This is a genomic window from Actinoallomurus oryzae, assembly GCF_039541955.1.
In the GTDB taxonomy this organism is placed as follows: Bacteria; Actinomycetota; Actinomycetes; order Streptosporangiales; family Streptosporangiaceae; genus Actinoallomurus; species Actinoallomurus oryzae.
In genome coordinates, this window is the sequence record NZ_BAABHF010000043.1 from 212,790 (window position 1) to 232,752 (window position 19,963).

Consider the following 19,963-nt stretch of genomic DNA (forward strand, 5'->3'; position numbering starts at 1 on the left):
AACGGCAAAGGAATGGCGCCCGTATCGGTGATGCGCAGCCGGTCAGGCGGACGGCTCAGGGACGTCCGCCGGGCTCGGGACCCTCGTATCCGGGGCGGGAGGAGTCATCGATGCCGACCAGGTATCTGATCTTCGGCCCCGTGGTGTTGTGACGACCGACGTGTGCGCCGGTCGAACCGATGGCGAGGCCGATCGCCTTGTCCGGGTCGCCCTCGAAGGCATTTCCGTCGATGACGGTGTTCTGCACGTCCTCGAACATCAGATTCTGCGAGGCCTTCAGCGTTTCGCAGTAATTGTTCCTGATCGTGAAATCAGAGGTGTGCCCCACGCCGTCGCCCTCCCCGTCGTTCGGACCTTCCGCCATCAGGCACATGTTGTCGATGCCCGCGCAGCGGTTGCCCTCGATCAGCACGTTGTGGCTCGGCGGCGTGTCACTGGCGAAGGTCTGCATGCAGTCCGCGTGGCCGTACCTGTTGCTCGTTCCGCTGATCCTGTTGTTGAGGATCTTGAGGTCGTCGCCGAAGAAGCGCAGCCCGTCCCCGTCACCGCCGTGCGGCCTGGTGATGGTGGTGTTCCGCAAGGTGATGTTGTCGCCGGTCATCTCGACGCCCGGCGCTTCGGGGCGGTTCATCACATAGCCGTCGACGATCACGTTGTCGGCCTCGATCGTGATGCCTCCGACCGCCTGCCCACCGCCGGAATAGGTGATGGGCTTTCCGGGCGTACCGCCCTTGGTGATCACCAGTCTCCGGCCCGCCGCGGCCTTGTCGACGCAGACGACGTCGCCGGGCCGGACCGATCGCATCTGCCGCGGGCCGGCCACGTGTCGCGTGCATCGCACGCTCGCCGCGGCCGGAGACGACGTGATGCCGGCGCCGGCCGATGCCGAGCAGGAAGTGACCATGACCACGGCCGCGATCATCGTGCCGGTCTTTGCCATCGAACTCCTCATCAATCAGTTCACGCCCGGAGGCTTCGCACCGAACATCCAACCCTGGGCGCGTCGTTCTTGGACCGGAGGGAAATCCCGCACCGCTCTGCGGAATGGACCGCCCGTCACCCCGGCCACGACCGAGGTGACGAACACCATGCCGAAGAGGAAAAGGCCGGTCAGAGAATGGCCACCGGCGAAGGTGACGAACCCGGCGGCGATCAGAATGGCCAGACCTGCGGCGACCGCGCCATTGCGCCAGAACCGGTGGTTCTTGCACATGGCACAGCGGGGCACGTTGATCGTGAGGTTCTTCCACCGCACCCGGCCGTAGCCACGCTGGACGTCGCCGTACATCTTCAGGGCGTAGGCGCTCGGGTCGTGTGCCGGATTTTCCCGGCAGAACCAGCACGTGTCGTACAGGAGATTGCCGCGGGCGGTCTCGAGGTTCTCCTCCAGGCGGTCCCGCACCGCACCCGTCGCCGCGATGGCCGAGGCGCGTTCGAGCAGTTCGGTGGCGGTCTTCCAGTCGTCGGTCTCCTCGGCGTACGGCACGACGCAGGGCAGCACCCGGCCGGCGACCTCGTCGCGGGCGCCCAGCAGTACGGGGTGGTCCTCGGGGAGCAGCGACTCCAGCAGGTCCAGGATCGCCGTGGCCTGGCCCAGGAACCGCCAGGTCGGTTCGGCGCCGTGCCGCGGATCGGCGCGGACGGACTGCTTGGCCTTCTCTCCCAGCGCCCGGATCCGGGCGGTCTCGGGCGCGATCGCGTCGCGCAGCACCTCATCGACCGTTTCCGCGCGAAATCCGGATGAGCGCATCAGGGCGACGTGCTCGGCCGCGTCGCCGGAGCGACCATCGCCGGCCGTCCGGACCGCCAGCCGTGCGTTGACCGACAGCAGTGCCACGGGCAGCTCCGCGCGCAGCCGTTCGGCCGTGCCCGGAGTCAGCCGGGGATCGGCCATCTCCCGTACGCGCGACTCCAGCAGTTCCCAGAAACCGTCGTCGGAGACGACCCTGCGCCAGTACGCGAACGCCTCCTTCCACAGCTTCCGGCCGCGGGCGTCGAACCGGTCATGGTCGAGCGCCCGCGCGTGGTTCAGGACCGCCAGATTGTGCACGGCCACGGTCGTTCCCGTGTCCTGCCAGCTCTGGGACGCGGCGTCGAGGTCGCCACGCCGCAGGGCATCGATCCCGTCGTCCGCCTCGCCGTCCGTCGCGGGCCAGAACCAGAACAGCTCGTCCAGCAGCCGGCACACCGGATCCCGCAGACGCTGCGTGGCCTGCTGCGTCGCCGTGTCGTCGGGAGGCTCGCCGAGGGACGGGACCGCCGCCTCGGAGCCCGTCCCGAGCCGCGCCGCGACCCGCATCTTCTCGGCCTCCCGGCGAATGTCACGCGCCGTGGCGCGCACGCCGAGCCCGGTGATCCGGAAGGCGTTCCTCCGGTACAGCTCCGGGCCCGCGTGCTGGACGAGGGAGACCGGTTCGTACGCCGTCGCCATCGCTCACCCCTCCCCGAGCGCGCTGATACGCAGGCTCACCGTCCGGTTGCGTGCCTGGTCGGCGGCGCTGTGGCCGCGGAACAATGGCATCGCGTCACCCATGCTCGACACCGAGAACCGGGCCGTGGGGATGCCGGCCGCGCCGCGGAGGACCTCCCGGACGACCGTGGCCCGCAGGGTGCCGAGCTCCAGGTTGTCGGTGTAGTCGCCGCTGGGCGGCACCGCGAGGCCGTCGGTGTGGCCGATGACGGCGACGGAGATCCGCGTGCCGTACGGGCGCAGCCGCGCGCCGAGTGCTCGAAGGACCGTCCGTCCGCCGGGCGAGAGCGTCGCCCCTTCGCGGAACAGCCCCTTCGTGAAGGTGACCTCGACCTCACCGGACCGGCGCCGCTCGCGTACGCCGGGCAGCCGCAGATTCATCCCGGCCAGGGCGTCGGTCGCCGACGGAGCGGGCCGAGCCGGCGTACGGGACGGCTGGACGTACGGCACCGGCGCGGTCGCCTGCGGGTGCCTGCCGAGCTCGACCCTCGTGTCCACCAGCAAGGCGAGCGCGAGGACCAGCCCGGCTGCCGTTCCGGCGCGGAAGAGAAGGCGTCCACGGTACGGGTGCGAGCCGCCGCGCATTCGCGCGACGCGCCTGCGGCCCTCGGTGATCTCCGTGGCGCCGGGAGCCAGCCGTTCCGCCGCCGCCCAGCACTCGTCCGCCTGCTCGATCAGCCCCTGCTGTGCGTGGATTCGCGCGAGCAGGTCCAGGACGGGGACGTCGGGCTCCATCTCGCGGAGTATCTGCTCGGCCTCGCTGTAGCGGCCCTGCCGCGCCAGGGTCCGTGCCTGCGCCAGCGCCACCTCACGGGTCGCGAGCGTCAGTGCGGTCTGATCGGTCATCAGTGCTTCCGTACGGTGCTGAACGGGTCGATCGGGGGCGGTGGTTCGGGGAGCATGCGGACCAGCTGGTGGTTGACCGCGCGCAGAGTGGCGGGGTCGCGGTTGGCCACGGCACGTTCACCGGCGGCGATGAGCTGCGCGGCCTCGGCCGGGTCGCGCATCTCCGGCTGCTGCGGTTTGAGGTCCTCGAACACGAGGAACGGCAGCTCGCCGGAGTCGTCCAGCACCTCGGACGCCAGCCTGTGCAGGTCGTCCAGGCGCTGCCGGAGCAGGTTCGCGTCGTGGGCGGCGATCGCCTCGCGTACCGCGGCTTCGCCGGTGGCCAGGGAACGCCGGTGGCTCTCGTTGCCCTGCGCCATGACGAAGTCCCGCAGGGCCGGCATGAGGTCCCGCGACTCCTGGACGAGCTGCGGCCACTCCAGCGCGGCCTCCAGCTCGTCGATGGCGGCCTTGAGGTCCAGCAGGCGCTTTCCGCACGTCGTGGCCGCGTCGGGATCGACGCCGGCGGCTTCGACCATCGCGCTGACGTCCTGGACGATCTGTTCCTCGTCGATGCGCCGGAGGATCTCCGCCGCGCGCGGGTCGTCGGTCTCCTCCACCCGCCGCCGCGCCGTCTCCAGCCGGTGCTTCTCGGCCTTGGCGTCCCGGGCCAGATCGGCCTGCTCGGGGACGGTCACCGTCTGCAGGTTGATCACATGCTCGAACTCCTCGTCGAGGAGGGGCACGTACGCCCGCGCGACGATGATCCGGGACTCGTCGATCACGAGGGTCAGATCCACCTCGCTTCCCTCGGGGACGTCGCGCCGGACCTGGCTCGGCTCGACCTCCAGGCGGCCGGCCCGCCGGTTGCGGTCGGCCCGGTCGTGCTCGCCCTCCAGGACGGGGATGCGAAGGATGCCCTTGTTCTCTCCCCGGCTGATGGCGACCGTCGTCCGGAGGGCGACCTTCCGCCGTGCCGGGAGCGATGTGCCGCGCGTGAAGAGCCACTCGACCTCGTTGTTCTCCAGCCCCACACCGATCGCCTGCGTGAGCGGGGGCTGGGTGTCGACGAGGCCGATGGTGTAGGTCAGCCGGTCGGGCGTCGCCTGGCGTCGGGCCCCGGCCGCGTCGGTGAGCTCGATGAGGAAGGTGTTGGCGCGTCCCCTCTCGGCCCACAGCGTGGTGGTGAACGCTCCGTCGGCGGTCAGGGCGATCTTTCCGCTGCGCCACCGCACGGCCTGGTTGACGAACTCGACCGACCAGCCGGCGGTGTCCGCCCCGGTCACCCTTCCTCCGACGAACGGCTCGATGTCCGGACCCGTCGGGCTGTACTCCAGCTCGACGGCGCACGTGCCGGCGGTGGGCGCGGGCGGCGGCAGGACGGTGTCGAGACGCTTGGACCCGGCGAAGATCGCGGCACCCCGCGCGACCACGGTGATCGGGTCCTGGCTGTGGTCGATCGGGATGCCCAGCCCCTCGTGCGGGTCGGCGAGCCGCTCTCGCAGGTACGGCGACAGCGTGGGGCCGCCGACGAGCAGCACCTTCTCGATGTCGGCCGGGCCCAGGCCGCTCTCCTGAAGGGCCTGGCGGCAGTGGTTCACGGACCGGACGATGAACGGCTCGGCGAACCGCTCGACGTCGGCGCGTGTCAGGTCGTAATCGAACTCGAACTCCTGGCCGTCGCCGCTCTTGAGGTCGAGCGTCATCTCCGCGGTGTGCGCCTGCGACAACTGGATCTTGGCCACCTCGGCCGCGTGCTTGAGCTTGCTGATCGCCCCGATCCACCGGGGAGTGGCCCGGTGGAAGTCGGAGATTCCGTGCTTCCTCACCACCTCCGGGATGAGCAGTTCTTCGACGATCTTCCAGTCGATGAGCTTCCCGCCGAGGAAGTTGTCGCCCCGGTGGTTGACGATGGTGAACTCACCGTCGCGTACGTTGACCACCGCGGCGTCGAAGGTGCCTCCGCCGAAGTCGTACACGAGCCAGAACACGTTGTCGGCCTGGCTCTGGAACCCGTACGCCAGCGCCGCCGCGCTGGGCTCCTGCAGCAGCGGGGCGTGTCTCAGCCCGGCGAGTTCGGCCGCCCGCCTCGTGGCGTCGCAGGCGGCCAGCTCGAAGGCCGCCGGGACGGTGATCACCGCCGCCTGGAGGTCGTGTTCGAGCCGCTGCGCGACATCGCTCTTGAGGGACCTCAGGACCTCCGCCGACATCTCCACCGGTTCCATCGACCGGCCGCTCGCCTCGAAGGTCTTCGGCCGGCCGGTGGTGCCCATCCGGAGTTTGAACTCGACGCACGTGTTGGCGGGGTCCTCCTCGCTGCGTTCCTTGGCGGCCCGGCCGACGTGGAGCCGGTTCCGACGATCGATCCACAGCGTCGAAGGCGTCGTCTCGTGGCTGTCGTTGTTCTTGATGATCTCGGCGTCGACACCGTTCATCACGGCGATCGCGCTGTTCGTCGTGCCGAGGTCGATACCGAAGTCGATGGTGCTTCTCGTCATGAACGTGACTCCTTCTGCGCGTCGGGGGTCCCCACGATCACCTCGGCGATCTGGATCACTCGGTCGTTCAGGCGGACGGTCGGCCGGACCGCCTCGATCACCCGCTCGCGATCGAGCCCCGGCACCGGCTGGAAGGCGATGACCGTGAGGGAGAGCCCGGAGTCGTAGGGCTCGTTCAGGTGGTCACGTATCTCGACACCCGCTTCGGTGAGGGTGTCCCACGCCATCTCGAAATGGCGGGTGAGGGATCGCGTCCCGTCGGGCGGTTTCGCCAGCCGGCCGCGGAGCCGCCAGATGCTGGTCGCCACGTCCGCCACGGAGCGCTCGGAGAGGCCGGCCGTCTCTTTCGCCGAGTTCCCGCCCGCGGCCGGAGCCGTCGTGGCCGCCGCGGCGGCTGCGGCCTCGGCGAATTCGGCGAAGATCGCCAGGGCACCGGACGGCCAGGCGGTCGCCCGGATACGGAATTCGCGCGGCTGCCGCCACTGCCGGACCCCGGGTCCGATCCCGGCCAGTGGGCGTCGGATCGACTTCGCCGGAAACGTCACGTTCCCGTCCCCACGAACGCGCGCGACATGGCCGCTGTTGTCGGAAAACGCATGCGCGGAGATTAAGAGACCTACGCCGGGACCGGTCCCGCAGTCCGTGCGTCAGCCTCCCGGGGCCCTCGGTCAGCGTGTCACCGCGAGTCGCCGACCTCGCCGGCGGCGCCGATCAAAGGGCGCGGTGGCCGTCGAGGAAGGCGGTGACGACGGCGCTCAGGTCGTCGTCGGAGGCGAGCGCGATGACTCCGGCTCGTCGCCACAGGCCGGACGCCATGAACGGCGCGATCAACGTCGTCAGCAGCTGCATCGGGTCGCCCTGGGCCATGTGCCCTCGCTCCTGATGCGCCGCGATCACCTGGGCCGCGTTGCGCATGTTCGGTATGAGCGCGGCGAACGCGTCGCGCAACTCCGGGTGACGCGGCACCTCGGTGAGAAGGGTGAGTATCGCGCCGCCGTACTGCTGCACCGATTCGACGTACGCCCGGGCCAGCGCCAGTAGGTCGGCCTCGACATCGTCGGTGACCGTCAGCTGAGCGAACGCCGATCGAGCCAGGGCGTGCGCCAGCGCCGCGTTGATCAGCGCCGCCTTGTCACCGTAGCGACGGAACAGGGTCACCTCGTTGACACCGGATCTTCTCGCGATCTCCTGGGTGGTGGCGGCCTGGTAACCACGCTCGGCGAAGACGGTGACGGCCGTCTCGAACAGCCTGTCAACGTCGATCTGCCTGGGCATATGCCTCCAAGTTCGGAGTCTTCGCAAAGTCTAGATCGCGCTTAATGCAAGTGAGGACTTGCATTAAGCAGCACGCGCGGTTACCGTCTGGTCACATGAGTCCTGTGTGCAACGCCGAGCCGGGCGGAAGGCCGATGATGACTCAGCCGCGACTCCGGCAGCGGCACGACGCCACGCGTGCGCCGGGCAGGTCGCTCCGTTCCGTGGTGCTACGCGTGAAGGTACGGCTCCAGTGGACCGGCTGGCTCCAGTACCTGCCCACCGCGGTCGTCGCGGTCGCCTTCCTGGCCCTCTCGGCCATGGGGGCATTGATCGGCACGTGGCGCATACCGCTGTTCTGGCTGCCGTTCGGCATCGGCGCCCTGCTGCTCGCGGTGGCCGCGTTCGACCTGATCACCGTGAAGATGGGACTGCGGCCCCGCGAGCCGATGCCGCGCCGACGCGACGATCTCGACAGCTTCGACCTCATCCACTCCCGACGCTCCTGCCGCTCCTTCCAGCGCCGTGACCTGACCAGCGCGGACCGGGAGGAGCTCATGCGGGCGATCCGCGACCACACCCGGCCCGATCACCTGATAGGCACCAGCCCGATCCGGCTGGAGTACGTCGCCGCTCCGCTCACCGCGTGGCCGGCCGTGGGCGTGCACGAGTTCATCGTCGCGATCGCCCCTCGCGACTACGACCGCCTGGCGATCATCGACGTCGGCCGCAGCCTGCACAAGGTGGTGCTGCATGCCACGCGAATGGGAGTGGCCACCTGCTGGATCGGTCCGGGCGCCGACCAGACCGGCATCGTGACGCACCTGGACGGCCGCTTCGATCCCTGCGAGGACCACGTGGTCTGCGTCTGCGCCCTGGGATACCGATCACACTTCAAGCCGCTGACCGTCCGCGCGATCGAGCGGATGCAACATCGCCGTCTGCCCATGACGTCGCTGTTCTTCGCCGACTCCCGCCTCCGCCGGCCGCTGGCGGTCGACGCCCCTCCGTTCTCCCCGTTCGAACGTTGCTACGAGGCCTGCCGGTGGTCGCCCTCGACCCTCAACAGCCAGACCACGCGGTGCGCCGCGGTGACGGACGAGGCCGGACGGACGGTGACGCGCTTCGACTTCTACGCCGCCACGGCATCGCGGTACTACGCCCCGGTGGCACTGGGCATCTGGTGCGCGACCTGGGAGACCGGCTGCGACGCGCTCGGTATCAAGGGACACTTCCAGGTCCTGAGCCCCGATGATCGAGGGGCGCACGACGCGCCGGCGCTCCCCCGATACGACGTCAGCTGGATCGCCGACTCCGTCGTCGCCTGACGCGATGCCCACATCGCGATGTCACGTCGAGAGCCCCACCCGGTCGTGGTCGCGTACAGCCGGCACGTGGGGAGGTTTCCGCCTCGCGATGAGTTCTCGCTCCGGCGGCGGTCAGAAGAGGCGACCGGTATGACACGTCCCACCCGATGATCAAGGAGTGGCCCGATGCGGAGAATCACCGCGGGTCTGTTCATCTCGCTCGACGGCGTCGTCGAGAACCCCCAGGACTGGCACTTCCCGTACTTCAACCACGAGATGGGCGCCGCCGTCTCCGCCCAGTTCGCCGCCGCGGACACGGTCCTGCTCGGCCGCCGGACCTACGACAGCTTCGCCGGCGCGTGGCCGGACCGCGAGGCCGCGGGCGGCGAGGACGCCGCCATGGCGAAGGCGCTCGGCGACGCACGCAAGATCGTGGTCTCCGAACAGGAGCTGCGGTTCACCTGGCGCAACTCCGAGCAGCTACGAGGCGACCTCATCGAGGCGGTCACCGCGCTGAAGAACGAACCGGGTACGGCGGACATCGCGATGAGCGGTTCCGTCTCGATCGTCCGCCGGCTGCTGGCCGCCGGCCTCATCGACGAGCTGAACCTGCTGGTCCACCCGATCGCGCTCCGCGGCGGCATGCGGCTGTTCGACGACGGCGAGCCGATCCCGCTGCGGCTGGTCTCCTCGACGGCCTTCACCACCGGCGTCCTCCACCTCGTCTACGCCCCCGCCGAATCCGTCCCCACCGGCACGTACGAGGACGCCAAGGCGCACCTGTGAGCCGCCCCGGGGAATCGGGCAGGGACGCCCGCCTCACCCGGTGACATCGGCTCCGCACCCGGGCGGCGCGCGGCCCGGGGCTTTTTCACGCGGTGGCCGGCCGGAGAGGATGGGGGCGTGATGGTCCAGATCCACTCGGCGCTGGCGGACGCGGGAGCGGGACCGTGCCAGGCGGTCGCGCGCCTGCCGGAGCCGCGGCTGCGCCCCTTCGTCTCGGGATACTCCGGCTTCCGGGCCGCGGCCGGGCCGTCGCGGCGGCGGCTCTTCCCGCTGGCCCAGACGACGGTGATCATCGACTTCGCGGGCCCCGTACCACTGGTCACCGGTCCACGCGCCACGCCCACCGTGTACGAGGAAGGCTGGCGGCACGGAGTCGCGTTCGGGCTGACGCCCGCCGGCGTGTTCGCGCTGCTCGGCATGCCCATGAGCGAGCTGACCGGGGTCACCGGCCGGCTGGAGGACCTGCTCGGCCGCCGCGCCGGCCCGCTGGTGGACGAGCTGGGCGAGGCACCGGACCCCGCGGCGCGGTTCGCCGTCCTCGACCGCCGGCTGGGCGCCTGGCTGGAACGGGACCGGACGCCGGACGCGCTGGTGACCCGCGCGTGGTGGAGGCTGCAGGAGCCGGCCGGCCGCCTCACGATCGAGGCGCTCGCCGGCGAGCTCGGAGCCAGCCGCCGGTATCTGGAGCTCGGGTTCCGGCGCCAGATCGGTCTCCCGCCCAAGACGGTGGCTCGGATCGCGCGCTTCCAGCGCGCCATGTACGCGCTGACCAGGCCGTCCGCCACGCTCGCCACGGCGGTCGCCTCCGGCGGCTTCGCCGACCAGCCGCACTTCACGCGCGAGGTACGCGCGATGAGCGGCGTCACGCCCACCGAGTTGTTCGCATTCCTTCAAGACGTCGAGCAGCGTGCGCCCTAGCGTCCCGAGGCATGACGCTCACCGGGAAGACGGCGATCGTGACGGGCGGCTCGCGCGGAATCGGCCGGGCCATCGTGCGGCGCCTGGCACGCGACGGCGCCACCGTCGTGTTCAGCTACAGGGAGAACAAGGCCGAGGCCGACGAGCTCGCCGCCCGGCTCGACGGCGTCACCGCCGTACACGCCGACCAGGAGGACACCGCCGCGCTCGACGCGCTGTTCGCGCCGGTGGGCGACGGCCTGGACATCCTCGTCAACAACGCGGCCATCAACCCGCGCGCGCCGATCGCGGACATCACCGCCGAGGAGTTCGACCGGGTGATGACCGTCAACGCACTGTTCCCGCTGCTCGCCATGCGGCGGGCGGCGTCCGTGCTGCGCGACGGCGGCCGGATCATCAACCTCTCGACGCTCAACACCGCGCTGCCGGCGCCCGGCCACGCCCTGTACTGCGCGAGCAAGGCCGCGCTGGAGCAGTTCACCGCCGTGGCCGCACGGGAGTTCGGCGAACGCGGGATCACCGTCAACACGGTCTCCCCCGGCGCGACCGACACCGACCTGCTCCGCGCGTCGAACCCGCCCGAGGCCCTGGGACAGACCGCCGCCCTCACCGCCCTGCGGCGGCTGGGCCACCCCGACGACATCGCCGACGTCGTCGCCTTCCTCGCCGGACCGGACTCGCACTGGATCACCGGCCAGAACCTGCGCGCGACGGGCGGCCTCCTTCTGTGAGGGACGAAGCCGTCGCGACCGTCCGTACGGGCGCGCGGCTACCGTCTTCCCCGGACCCGTACGGCGCTCCAGCGGACGGCGGCGGCCAGCGCGCCGAGCGCGGCGGCGATCACGGCGAGGATCGCCACAGCGGCCCACAGGACCTTCTCGGCTTGACCTTGACGCCGGTGTGAAGGGGTAACGTCGGCTGACGCCATGAGCGAGCGCGACTGGGCGCTCCTCCGGCGAAAGAGGGCCCACGAGCGGGGAGGGCCGATGCGGATCGGTGAGCTGGCCGAGCGGGCCGGCGTGAGCGCACGCGCGTTGCGCTACTACGAGCAGCAGGGACTGCTCCCGGCTCGGCGCGCGGCCAACGGCTACCGGGAGTACGACGAGTCCGACCTGCGGCTGGTCGCCGAGATCCGCTCGCTGCTGGCGGTGGGCTTCACGCTGGAGGACGCCCGGCCGTTCGTCGACTGCCTGCGGGCGGGCCATGAAGCGGGAGCCTCGTGCCCGGAGTCGGTCGCCGTCTCGCGGCGCAAGCTCGCCGAGATCGACGCGGAGATCCGCGCTCTGATCCGGCGCCGGGCCGAGGTGGCCGCCCAGCTGACGTACACCTGCCCCGGCTGCGACCTGTTCCCGGCAGAGGCGGACGCCGCTCCTCCCCGAGCCGATACACCACGACGCCGGGCCGCCACCGGCCTGCTGCGGGGCGGAGCGAAGCTCTCCCCGCGCGACGACCGGCGGTAGAGGACCGGCGTCCCAGGGTTGGCGAGCGGCGGGACGGACACCCCGCCTGCAAGACCGGGCGGGAGAGCGCCTGGAACGACGCCAAGCAGACCGGCATCGACCTCATCAGTAGCAACAGGTGCCGTCGAGACCGGGACGAACGTCGCACGTTCTCAACCGGAGCCCCTGAGCCCCTATGGCCGGACGGCTTCGGAACGGGCGTGCGTCGCCGGTTCCTGGTCGCCGGCCGCCGTACGGCGCTCCGGTGCGGTCAGCCGGGTGACGGCGAGCACGACGGCGGCCAGGACGGCGGCGGCCGGGGCCAGCCAGAGCACGCCCGCGACCGAGAGCACCACGCCGCCGAGAGTCGCACCGATGGCCGTGCCCACGTAGGCCATCGCCCCGTTCAGGCTGAGCGCGACGGTGGCGACGTCGCCGCCCGCGACGAAGACCCGGTCCGCCTGGGGAATGAACAGGAAGGATCCGACCAGACCGAGGACGAACAGCGCGGCGAGGGTCGGCACGAACCAGTGCTGGACGACGCCCAGGACGACGTTCGCGAAGATCGCCACGGTCAGCGCCGCGGTGAGGGACGTGAGGGAGTCGAACCGGTCGGTGAACCGTCCGACCAGGCGGTTGCCGAGGAAGAAGCCCGTCCCGAAGACGAACAGCGCGGCCAGGACGGCGCCGTCGGCCGAGGTGCTCACCCCGACGACGACCGCGACGTACGACGACACCAGGTAGAGCGGCGCGAGCACGAGCGCGCTGACAACGAGCAGGATCAGGACGCGCGGGTCGACGAGCACCGCGAGCCTGCTGCGCAGTGACGTCGCGGGCAGGGTGACGGAGGGCAGGCCGGCCGCGGCGAGCACCGCGGCGGCGGCCGCCAGGGCGGCGATCGTCCACAGCGCCCCTCGCCAGCCCAGCCACTGGCCGACGAGCAGCCCGAAGGGCACGCCCACCACCGAGGCCAGGCTGGAACCCGCGCCGATCATCGCGAACGACCGGGCCCTGCGGTCCGGACGGGACAGCACCCCGGCGACGGCGAACGCGTTGGCCTGGAACGCCGCCGCACCGAGCCCGGCGACGACGCGGCCGGCCAGCACGACCGCGTACGAAGGGCCCGCGGCCTGCAGGACCATTCCGGCCAGGAAGGCGAACATGCCCGCGCCGATGACCACGCGACGGTCCATCCGGCCGGTCGCCGTGGCGATGATCGGCGATCCGACGGCGTAGGCGATCGCGAACGCGGTGGTCAGCTGGCCGGCGGTGGCGAGGCTCACCGACAGGTCCGCGGCGACGTGCGGCAGCAGCCCCGGCAGTACGAAGCCGTCGACGCCGAGCACGAACGTGCCGACGGCGAGGATGATCAGGCGCCCAACGCCCAGATCGTTCGATGGTTGTCGATTCATCACACGATGGGACGCTAGGCTACGATTCGATGTACGTCAAACAATTGAGAGGAGGCGACGGATGCCGCGCACGCTGCCCGAGCCCTCGGTCGACTCCTTCGACCTCACCGTCATCCTCAGCGCGCTCGCCGACCCCGGCAGGCGGGCGCTCATGACCGCGCTGTACCACAGCCAGGAACCCATCGACTGCTCGGTGCTCGCGGACAAGGCCGACCTCGGGCTGAGCAACCCGACCATCTCCCACCACTACCGCGTCCTCCGCGAGGCCGGCCTGACCAGGACGATCACCGAAGGACGCCAGAGGATCGTCCGAGTGCGCCGCGACGACATGGAGAAGCGGTTCCCCGGCCTCCTCCAGGCCGTACTCGGAAGCCGGTGAGACGGACTCCGATGCCGGGCTCACAGCCCCGCGGCCACCACGGATGAGGAGCCGGAGCCAGGTCCTGCCGCACTCGGCGCGGCGGCCGTCGCAGGAGCACCGCGCCTCGGCGTCACGTCCGGCCGAAAAATTCACTTCCCTCGCGCTGTGGCCACTGCGACAATCCGCAGGGAGGTAAGTAACCGCAGTGGCCTTTGAACCTTACCGACGCGTACTGGCGGTTCCGGGGGTCCGGCCGCTGTTGCTCGTCGGCATCCTCGCCCGCATCCCCGTCATCGCCATCGGGGTGACCCTGACCCTGCACGTGGTCACCGGCATGAAGCTCGGCTTCCTCCAGGCGGGCCTGGTCGGCGCGGCCTCGACGGGCGGCACGGCACTCGGCGCGCCGATCAGCGGGCGGTTCGTCGACCGGTACGGCCTCCGGCCGGTGGTGGCGGTCACCACGGTCGCCCAGCTGGTCTTCTGGTCCTCGGCCGCGTTCCTGCCGTACTGGCCGCTCGTCGTCAGCGCGTTCGCCGCCGGGGTGCTGGCGCTGCCGGTGTTCAACGTGATCCGCCAGTGCCTGGCCGCGGCCGTTCCGGTCGAACGGCGCCGTACGGCGTTCGCGCTCGACTCGATGCTCATCGAGGTGAGCTACATGGTCGGACCGGCCGTCGCGGTCGCCGCCACGACGGCGTTCGGCAGTGACCGGACCATGGCTCTCGTGGGCCTGGGCCTGGTCGGATCCGGTACGGCCCTGCTGGTGTTGAACCCCCGGACGCGCGACCGAGACGAGCCGGAGGCCGCCGAGACCGTCGTCCCTCGGCGGCAGTGGCTGACGCCCAGGCTGTTCGCCCTGCTGGGGATCACGTGCGCGGCGACCTTCGTGCTGACCGCGACGGAGCTCAACCTGGTCGCGGTGCTCAAGGCCGACGCCGCCACCCGCTGGACCGGCCTGGCCATCGCCCTGTGGAGCCTGTCGTCGCTGGCGGGCGGCTTCGCGTACGGCTCGCTGCCGCGGAGCCTGTCCCCGCTGGTGACGATCGGCGGCATGGCCGCGCTCACCGTACCGGTCGGCCTGGTCGGCCCGTGGCCGCTGCTGTGCCTGGCCCTGGTTCCGTCCGGGATGCTGTGCGCCCCCTCCCTCTCCACCACGGTGGACACCCTCAGCGGATGGGTGCCCGCCGGCGCCCGCGGCGAGGCCGTGGGCCTGCACAGCACCGCTCTGACCCTGGGGATCGCCCTGGCCAGCCCCATCACCGGCTTCCTCATCGACCATGCGGGCACCGGCTGGTCGTTCGCGGTCACGGGCACCGGCAGCCTCCTCGCGGTCACGCTGGCCGTCCCGCTGTGGCGGCGCGCTCCCCGGCCGGTGAGGCCCGAGGCCGCCGCCGCGACCGGCATGGCCGGCTAGGCTCCGCCCCTCGCGCACAGGCCGCCGTCCAGGGTCAGGATGACGCCGCTGGTGTAGCCGGATCGTTCGGAGGCCAGGAAGGCGATCGCGTCGGCGATCTCCCGTGGCTCGGCCGCCCGTCCGAGCGGCAGGCCGGCCATCAGCTCGCGGCAGCGCCCCTCGTCGCCGAGGCGCGCGAGGGCACGGGCCTTCATCAGCTCGACGATCCGCTCGGTCTCGACCGGGCCGGGGTTGACGCCGACCACGCGGATGTTGTCGTCGCGCAGGCTGCGCCCGCCGAGCGCGCGGGTGAAGGCCATCAGCGCGGCGTTGCCGGAACTGCCGGCGATGTAGTCGGCGTCGAATCCCTCGCCCGCCGCGCCGATGTCGTTGACGATGACCCCGCGCCCGCGGGCCTTCATCCGCGCGTAGACGAGCCGCGTCAGGTTGATGTAGCCGAACACCTTCAGCTCCCAGCCGTGCCGCCAGGCGTCCTCGTCGACCATGTCGAGCGATCCTCCCGGGATGTCGCCCGCGTTGTTGACGAGGATGTCGATGCCGTCGGTGGTCTCCGCTAGCCGGGCGAGGTCACCGGGATCGCGCAGGTCGGCCGGGTGGACGTCGATCTTCACCTGGTGCTCGGCGCGCAGGCGCTCGGCGAGCGTACGGAGTCCGGCCTCGCCGCGTGCGGCGAGGTGGAGGTGACAGCCCTCCTCGGCCAGCACCTCGGCGGTCGCCGCGCCGATGCCCTTGGAAGCGCCGGTGATCAGAACCTGCTTGCCGCGAAGGGCAAGATCCATGGTCGTACTCCTTTGGTCGGTCGTGCCGGGGAGACGTACGTCTCGGGCGGCGGGCAGGTCACAGAGGATGGGGACCGAAGCGACCCCAGGCCACGATGGCGGCCATCGCCGGCAGGGCGAGCGTGAGGACGACGCCCAGCGGTTCGCGGCGGCGGGCGTGGAAGACCGCCGCGAGCACCATGATGACGGCCAGGCCGAGGGCGGCCAGCGGGGTCAGCACGGTCGCGAGGTCCAGTGCGCCCGGAAGGAGCAGGCCCAGCACGGCGGTGAGCACGGCTTGCACGTTCCACAAGAAGACGTTCATCGCAGCGAAGAGTCCTTGTCGTCTCTCACCGCCGGGACGGAGCCGGCAACGGGCACACCTCGGTCACGGCCGCATTTACGATAACGGCCGTTATCGGTATAGCAGCCCCCAGATACGGAAGTCAACGTTTCCGTTAAGCTGGACGGAATGAGCACCGAGCGCACCCGGGGCCGGCCTCGTGACCCGGCCGTCGACCAGGCGGTCCTTCGCGAGACGTTGGCCCAGCTCGACGGCCGCGGCTACGACGGGCTACGCGTCGCCGAGGTCGCCCGCAACGCCGGAGTCGGCCTCGGCTCCCTCTATCGACGCTGGCCGACCAAGTACGCGCTGGTCGTCGACGCGCTGCGCAGCGCCGCGGCGGCGCGCGAGGTGGAACCCACCGACGATCCGCTGGCGGACCTGCTGACCGGCCTGGTCAAGATCGCTGAAGGGCTCGGCCAACGCGCCGCTCCCCTGCTCGCGGTCCTGCTGACCGACCCCACGTCGGAACTGGCCGCCGCCGTACGCGAGGCCAAGATCGACCCCGTACGGGCGGCCGGCCGTGAGCGCCTCCGCCGGGTCATCGGCCCGGTGCCCGACCTCGACACCCGGGCGGACGTGGGACCGGCGTTGGTCTTCCTGCACATGATGCTGCACGGCAGCCCGCCGGACGAACGGCAGCTGCGCGAGGACATCCTGCCCCTCATGACCGGATCCCCTCATCCGGCGAGCGACCTCGACGGGTGAGGACCGGTCGCGCGCCCCGGGATGCGACCGCCGCACCTCCGCTCACACGCACGCTCAGTCGGCGGTCGAGCCGCTGCCCCCGCTGTCGCAGCCGTCTCCCGCACAGCCCCCGCTGCTCATGCGCGCGCCGTCCAGATACACCTCGACGTAGACCGAGCCGGAGTCCAGTTTCGCGGTCAGGTCCCACTTATGCCCGCCCTTCCTCGCCGGCAGCCGGAAGGTCTGGTGCCACGGCAGCCCGACCGACTTCCGGCCCGTGGCCCGCCCGTCGATGGTGTAGGTGAGCGACGAGAGCGTGCCCTGTCCGGTCACGTCGAAGACCAGCGTGTGCGGGCGTGGGGATCTGTCGTGCCCACCGCACCCGGTCACCAGCAGCGCCCCCACCACGCCGAGCACCGGCCACCGTACGGATCGACCGCGCACACCTGGCATTCCACCCTCCTCGACCCCGTCCCCGGACGACATCGCCGGTGTACACCCTCGGTCTCGGGACGGGTCCCGGAACGACGCGCGAAATCGGGTTGATCCATCGTCTGCCCGGAGGACAGCATGCGTCCTGTGAGACCGCGCGAGATCCGAGCCGACTACGACCGTACGTCGATCGTCGTTTACCAGGCGTACGGGCCGCACATCGGGCGGCCGGCGGTCGAGCAGGGGAGTTTCGTGCCGCCGTTCTCCCGTACGCGGATGACCTGGATCAAGCCGTCCTTCCTGTGGCTGATGGAGCGGAGCGGCTGGGCGCGCAAGGCCGGGCAGGAGATGGTCCTCGCCGTACGGATCTCCCGTGAGGGCTGGGAGGAGGCGCTGTCCGAGGCCGTGCCCACGCACGCCGACCGGCGCGTGTACCGCGACGGCGACGAGTGGCGTGCGGAGTTCCGGCGCGCCCGGGTGCACGTCCAGTGGGATCCGGAGCGGACGCTGCGCGGGCGGTCGCTGGACGCGCGCAGCATTCAGGTGGGACTCAGCCGGCACGTCATCGACCGGTACGCCGATGAGTGGACCCTCGACATCCGCGACCTGACCCCGACGGTGCGCCGAATCCGCCGGCTGCTCGACGACGGCGACACCCGCAGGGCCTCCGCTCTACTCCCCCGCGAACGCGTCTATCCCCTCCCGCCGGAACTCGCCCGGCGCATCGGCGCCGACGTGTGACGCGCGGCCCGCCGGCCACCCGGTGCGCCGCCGGCTGGGAGCTCTTCGACGTACGACGGCAAGGCATTGAAGTTCGTGGAACGAACTAATACAGTTCGTTCCACGAACTGGTTGATCTCGGGGGGAACCATGGGCAGAACCGTCGTGGTCGTCGGCGGAGGCTATGGCGGCGCCGCGCTCGCCAAGGCGCTGGACCGGGAGGCCGACGTCGTACTCGTGGAGCCGAAGGACGCGTTCCTGCACGCCGCGGGATCGCTGCGCGCGCTCGTACGGCCGGACTGGGCGGGCAACATCTTCTTCCCGTACGCCCGGCTGCTCCGGCGCGGCACGGTCGTCCGCGAGCGGGCGGTCTCGGCGGACCCCGGCGGCGTCACCCTGGCCTCCGGCCGGCGCGTCGACGCCGACTACCTCGTACTCGCCTCCGGCTCGAGCTATCCGTATCCGGCCAAGATGGACACCGACGGCTCCGGCGACGCACTGGAGGGACTCCGCGCGACGCACAAGGAACTGGCCGGCGCGGCACGGGTACTGATCACCGGAGCCGGACCCGTCGGGCTGGAGCTCTCCGGAGAGATCAAGGCGGTATGGCCGGACAAGCACGTCACGCTGCTCGACCCGGCCGGGGAACTGATGCCCGGTTTCTCACCGGAGATGCGGAAGGCCCTACGCCACCAACTCGACGCGCTGGGCGTGGAGCTGCGCCTGAACACCTCGCTACCCGAACCGCCCCCGGCCGAGCCGGGCACACTCGCCCCGTTCACCGCCGCCACCACCGACGGCGGCGCGATCTCGGCGGACATCTGGTTCCGCTGCCACGGTGTACGCCCGAACAGCGACTACCTCGACGGCGACCTGACCACGACACGCACCGCGCGCGGCCACGTACGGGTCACCGGAACGCTGAACGTCGAGGGCCACGACCACGTCTACGCGATCGGCGACCTGACCGACCTGAATGAGGCGAAGATGGCCGGCCACGCGATGCGCCACGCCGAGGTCGTGGCGCAGAACATCCTCGCCCAGGTACGAGGAGAACCCCCGACCGCGATCTACCATCCCTCCGACATCAGCACGATCATCCTCCCCCTCGGCCCGAACGGCGGGGTGGGCCAGATACCGTCTCCCGAAGGCCCGACCGTGCTACCCGCCTCTGCGGTGAGCGAACGCAAGGGCGCCGACCTGTACACCGGCCGTTTCGCCAGACTGTTCGGCACCACATGACCTCCCCGGCGAACGCGCTCAGAGCCTGGGAGCTCTGTCATCGGCGGCGCCCTCGTCCTCAGGCGCCGCCGTCGGGACCGTGGCGGATCAGTGTGGGGTTGAGGTTGTCCCGTCGCACTCCATGAAGACCACTGGCACCTCATTGTCGAACACCACGCGGGCGAGCAGGGTGGTCAGCGTACGGAGGTCGGGTGCGTCGAGGCCGTCGGCCAATCTCTCGACCCGGCGGGCGGTCTCGGCGTAGAACCGCTCGGCGAGCCGGGCGCCTTCCGGGGTGAGCGCGACGCGTACGGCGCGCGCGTCCTCCGGATCCGGCTCGCGGCGTACGAGGCCGCGCTGCGCGCTCCGGTCCACCAGGCCCGTCAGGCTCGATTTGGCCAGCCCCAGAACGCTGCCCAGTTCGCTCATGCCGTACGGCTGCGGCATCAGGACGCACAGGAGCTGTCCCTGCTGGGGGGTCAGGCCGTAGTCACGACTCGACTCGGCGTACACCGCGTTGACCAGGAACGATGAGCGGACCAGGGCAGTGGCGACACTCATCCGCCCGGCCTCGGTCTCGCCCATTCACCCACGATAACACTCCAGTTCGTAGCACGAACTTCCCCGCGCGCCGCCGAGGGTGGTCGCCCGGCTGGATGACGGCCGGGCGTTCGGCCTGCCGGCGGCCCTCGGTGTCGCGGAGCCACCGGCCCCGGTTCTCGGCCACGTCCACGTCGCCGGCTCGGCACCGTCAAGCCACCCACTCTTCACTTTTCCACTGCGTTCAACCGTTATCGTGGCGATAGATATTCGATGGCCGACAGATCTGTTAGATGGATATTAATTGTTTATGTCCTTCCGGATAATTACGGAGAACTGTCGGATAATTCTCGGTGAACTCCGGGTGGCCGACCCGATCGACACGGCGATCACCATGCCGACCTGCGGCGATATGCCGTCGGCCGGAGGGAAGTAGCCAATGCACGGATACCTGGCGCGTTCTGGCACGTGGGTGGGGTCGGGGCGCGGGTTGTTGGGTGTGGGGGATTCGCTGGGTGAGACGGTTGACGCGTTGTGTCATGGGTTGGCGGGTGTGGGGGCGTGTTGGGGTCAGGACGAGA

Annotated in this window: 21 protein-coding genes; 10 read left to right on the forward strand and 11 right to left on the reverse strand. The window is 70.8% G+C overall.

The genetic code is table 11. The features are described from left to right. Positions 1-55: 55 nt before the first annotated feature. The 6 genes from ABEA10_RS34810 to ABEA10_RS34835 form a co-directional block, all read right to left on the reverse strand. Entirely contained in the window at positions 56-940 is an 885-nt protein-coding gene (locus ABEA10_RS34810) for a right-handed parallel beta-helix repeat-containing protein (RefSeq protein WP_345471265.1), read from the reverse strand. Positions 941-955: 15 nt separating this feature from the next. Continuing rightward, positions 956-2,431, reverse strand: a complete 1,476-nt coding sequence (locus ABEA10_RS34815; RefSeq protein ID WP_345471267.1) for a hypothetical protein — start codon at positions 2,429-2,431, stop codon at positions 956-958. 3 nt (positions 2,432-2,434) lie between these two features. Then, positions 2,435-3,316 (reverse strand): OmpA family protein, encoded by an 882-nt coding sequence (locus ABEA10_RS34820; protein WP_345471269.1) that lies wholly within the window; start codon positions 3,314-3,316, stop codon positions 2,435-2,437. Further along, positions 3,316-5,793 (reverse strand): Hsp70 family protein, encoded by a 2,478-nt coding sequence (locus tag ABEA10_RS34825; protein ID WP_345471271.1) that lies wholly within the window; start codon positions 5,791-5,793, stop codon positions 3,316-3,318. The genes ABEA10_RS34820 and ABEA10_RS34825 overlap by 1 nt, the downstream gene beginning before the upstream one ends. Beyond that, positions 5,790-6,338, reverse strand: a complete 549-nt coding sequence (locus ABEA10_RS34830; protein ID WP_345471273.1) for a nucleotide exchange factor GrpE — start codon at positions 6,336-6,338, stop codon at positions 5,790-5,792. The genes ABEA10_RS34825 and ABEA10_RS34830 overlap by 4 nt, the downstream gene beginning before the upstream one ends. Before the next feature lie 166 nt (positions 6,339-6,504). Beyond that, a complete protein-coding gene (locus ABEA10_RS34835; RefSeq protein ID WP_345471275.1) occupies positions 6,505-7,068 on the reverse strand; it encodes a TetR/AcrR family transcriptional regulator in 564 nt (187 codons plus the stop codon). A gap of 215 nt (positions 7,069-7,283) precedes the next feature. Between ABEA10_RS34835 and ABEA10_RS34840 the strand changes: the two genes are divergently transcribed. The 5 genes from ABEA10_RS34840 (at position 7,284) to ABEA10_RS34860 (ending at position 11,518) form a co-directional block, all read left to right on the forward strand. After that, on the forward strand, positions 7,284-8,375 hold the full coding sequence (locus tag ABEA10_RS34840) for a nitroreductase family protein (RefSeq protein ID WP_345471277.1): 1,092 nt from the start codon (positions 7,284-7,286) through the stop codon (positions 8,373-8,375). 165 nt (positions 8,376-8,540) lie between these two features. Beyond that, a complete protein-coding gene (locus ABEA10_RS34845) occupies positions 8,541-9,140 on the forward strand; it encodes a dihydrofolate reductase family protein (RefSeq protein WP_345471279.1) in 600 nt (199 codons plus the stop codon). 120 nt (positions 9,141-9,260) lie between these two features. After that, positions 9,261-10,058 carry a helix-turn-helix domain-containing protein gene (locus tag ABEA10_RS34850; RefSeq protein WP_345471312.1) on the forward strand — a complete coding sequence of 266 codons (798 nt, stop codon included), beginning with the start codon at positions 9,261-9,263 and terminating at the stop codon, positions 10,056-10,058. Positions 10,059-10,069: 11 nt separating this feature from the next. Continuing rightward, entirely contained in the window at positions 10,070-10,789 is a 720-nt protein-coding gene (locus ABEA10_RS34855) for an SDR family oxidoreductase (protein WP_345471280.1), read from the forward strand. Positions 10,790-11,044: 255 nt separating this feature from the next. Next, entirely contained in the window at positions 11,045-11,518 is a 474-nt protein-coding gene (locus ABEA10_RS34860) for a MerR family transcriptional regulator (protein WP_345471281.1), read from the forward strand. Positions 11,519-11,691: 173 nt separating this feature from the next. Here the strand turns inward: ABEA10_RS34860 and ABEA10_RS34865 are convergent, their stop codons facing one another. Beyond that, a complete protein-coding gene (locus ABEA10_RS34865) occupies positions 11,692-12,909 on the reverse strand; it encodes an MFS transporter (protein WP_345471282.1) in 1,218 nt (405 codons plus the stop codon). Positions 12,910-12,970: 61 nt separating this feature from the next. Here ABEA10_RS34865 and ABEA10_RS34870 point away from each other — a divergent pair, with 61 nt between their 5' ends. Continuing rightward, entirely contained in the window at positions 12,971-13,288 is a 318-nt protein-coding gene (locus ABEA10_RS34870) for an ArsR/SmtB family transcription factor (protein ID WP_345471284.1), read from the forward strand. Between the two features lie 187 nt (positions 13,289-13,475). After that, positions 13,476-14,681: an MFS transporter gene (locus ABEA10_RS34875; protein WP_345471286.1), complete on the forward strand. Its 1,206-nt coding sequence runs from the start codon at positions 13,476-13,478 to the stop codon at positions 14,679-14,681. Here ABEA10_RS34875 and ABEA10_RS34880 read toward each other — a convergent pair. After that, positions 14,678-15,460: an SDR family oxidoreductase gene (locus tag ABEA10_RS34880; RefSeq protein WP_345471288.1), complete on the reverse strand. Its 783-nt coding sequence runs from the start codon at positions 15,458-15,460 to the stop codon at positions 14,678-14,680. The genes ABEA10_RS34875 and ABEA10_RS34880 overlap by 4 nt on opposite strands. Positions 15,461-15,518: 58 nt before the next feature. Continuing rightward, on the reverse strand, positions 15,519-15,764 hold the full coding sequence (locus ABEA10_RS34885) for a DoxX family protein (protein ID WP_345471290.1): 246 nt from the start codon (positions 15,762-15,764) through the stop codon (positions 15,519-15,521). Between the two features lie 147 nt (positions 15,765-15,911). Here ABEA10_RS34885 and ABEA10_RS34890 point away from each other — a divergent pair, with 147 nt between their 5' ends. Continuing rightward, positions 15,912-16,490: a TetR/AcrR family transcriptional regulator gene (locus ABEA10_RS34890; RefSeq protein ID WP_345471292.1), complete on the forward strand. Its 579-nt coding sequence runs from the start codon at positions 15,912-15,914 to the stop codon at positions 16,488-16,490. Positions 16,491-16,544: 54 nt separating this feature from the next. Here ABEA10_RS34890 and ABEA10_RS34895 read toward each other — a convergent pair whose 3' ends face one another. Further along, positions 16,545-16,922: a hypothetical protein gene (locus ABEA10_RS34895; RefSeq protein ID WP_345471294.1), complete on the reverse strand. Its 378-nt coding sequence runs from the start codon at positions 16,920-16,922 to the stop codon at positions 16,545-16,547. 117 nt (positions 16,923-17,039) lie between these two features. Between ABEA10_RS34895 and ABEA10_RS34900 the strand changes: the two genes are divergently transcribed. Beyond that, positions 17,040-17,642, forward strand: a complete 603-nt coding sequence (locus ABEA10_RS34900; protein ID WP_345471296.1) for a DUF4291 domain-containing protein — start codon at positions 17,040-17,042, stop codon at positions 17,640-17,642. Positions 17,643-17,771: 129 nt separating this feature from the next. Beyond that, positions 17,772-18,863: an NAD(P)/FAD-dependent oxidoreductase gene (locus tag ABEA10_RS34905; protein WP_345471297.1), complete on the forward strand. Its 1,092-nt coding sequence runs from the start codon at positions 17,772-17,774 to the stop codon at positions 18,861-18,863. A gap of 87 nt (positions 18,864-18,950) precedes the next feature. Here ABEA10_RS34905 and ABEA10_RS34910 read toward each other — a convergent pair whose 3' ends face one another. Next, on the reverse strand, positions 18,951-19,427 hold the full coding sequence (locus ABEA10_RS34910) for a MarR family winged helix-turn-helix transcriptional regulator (protein ID WP_345471299.1): 477 nt from the start codon (positions 19,425-19,427) through the stop codon (positions 18,951-18,953). Positions 19,428-19,963: the final 536 nt, after the last annotated feature.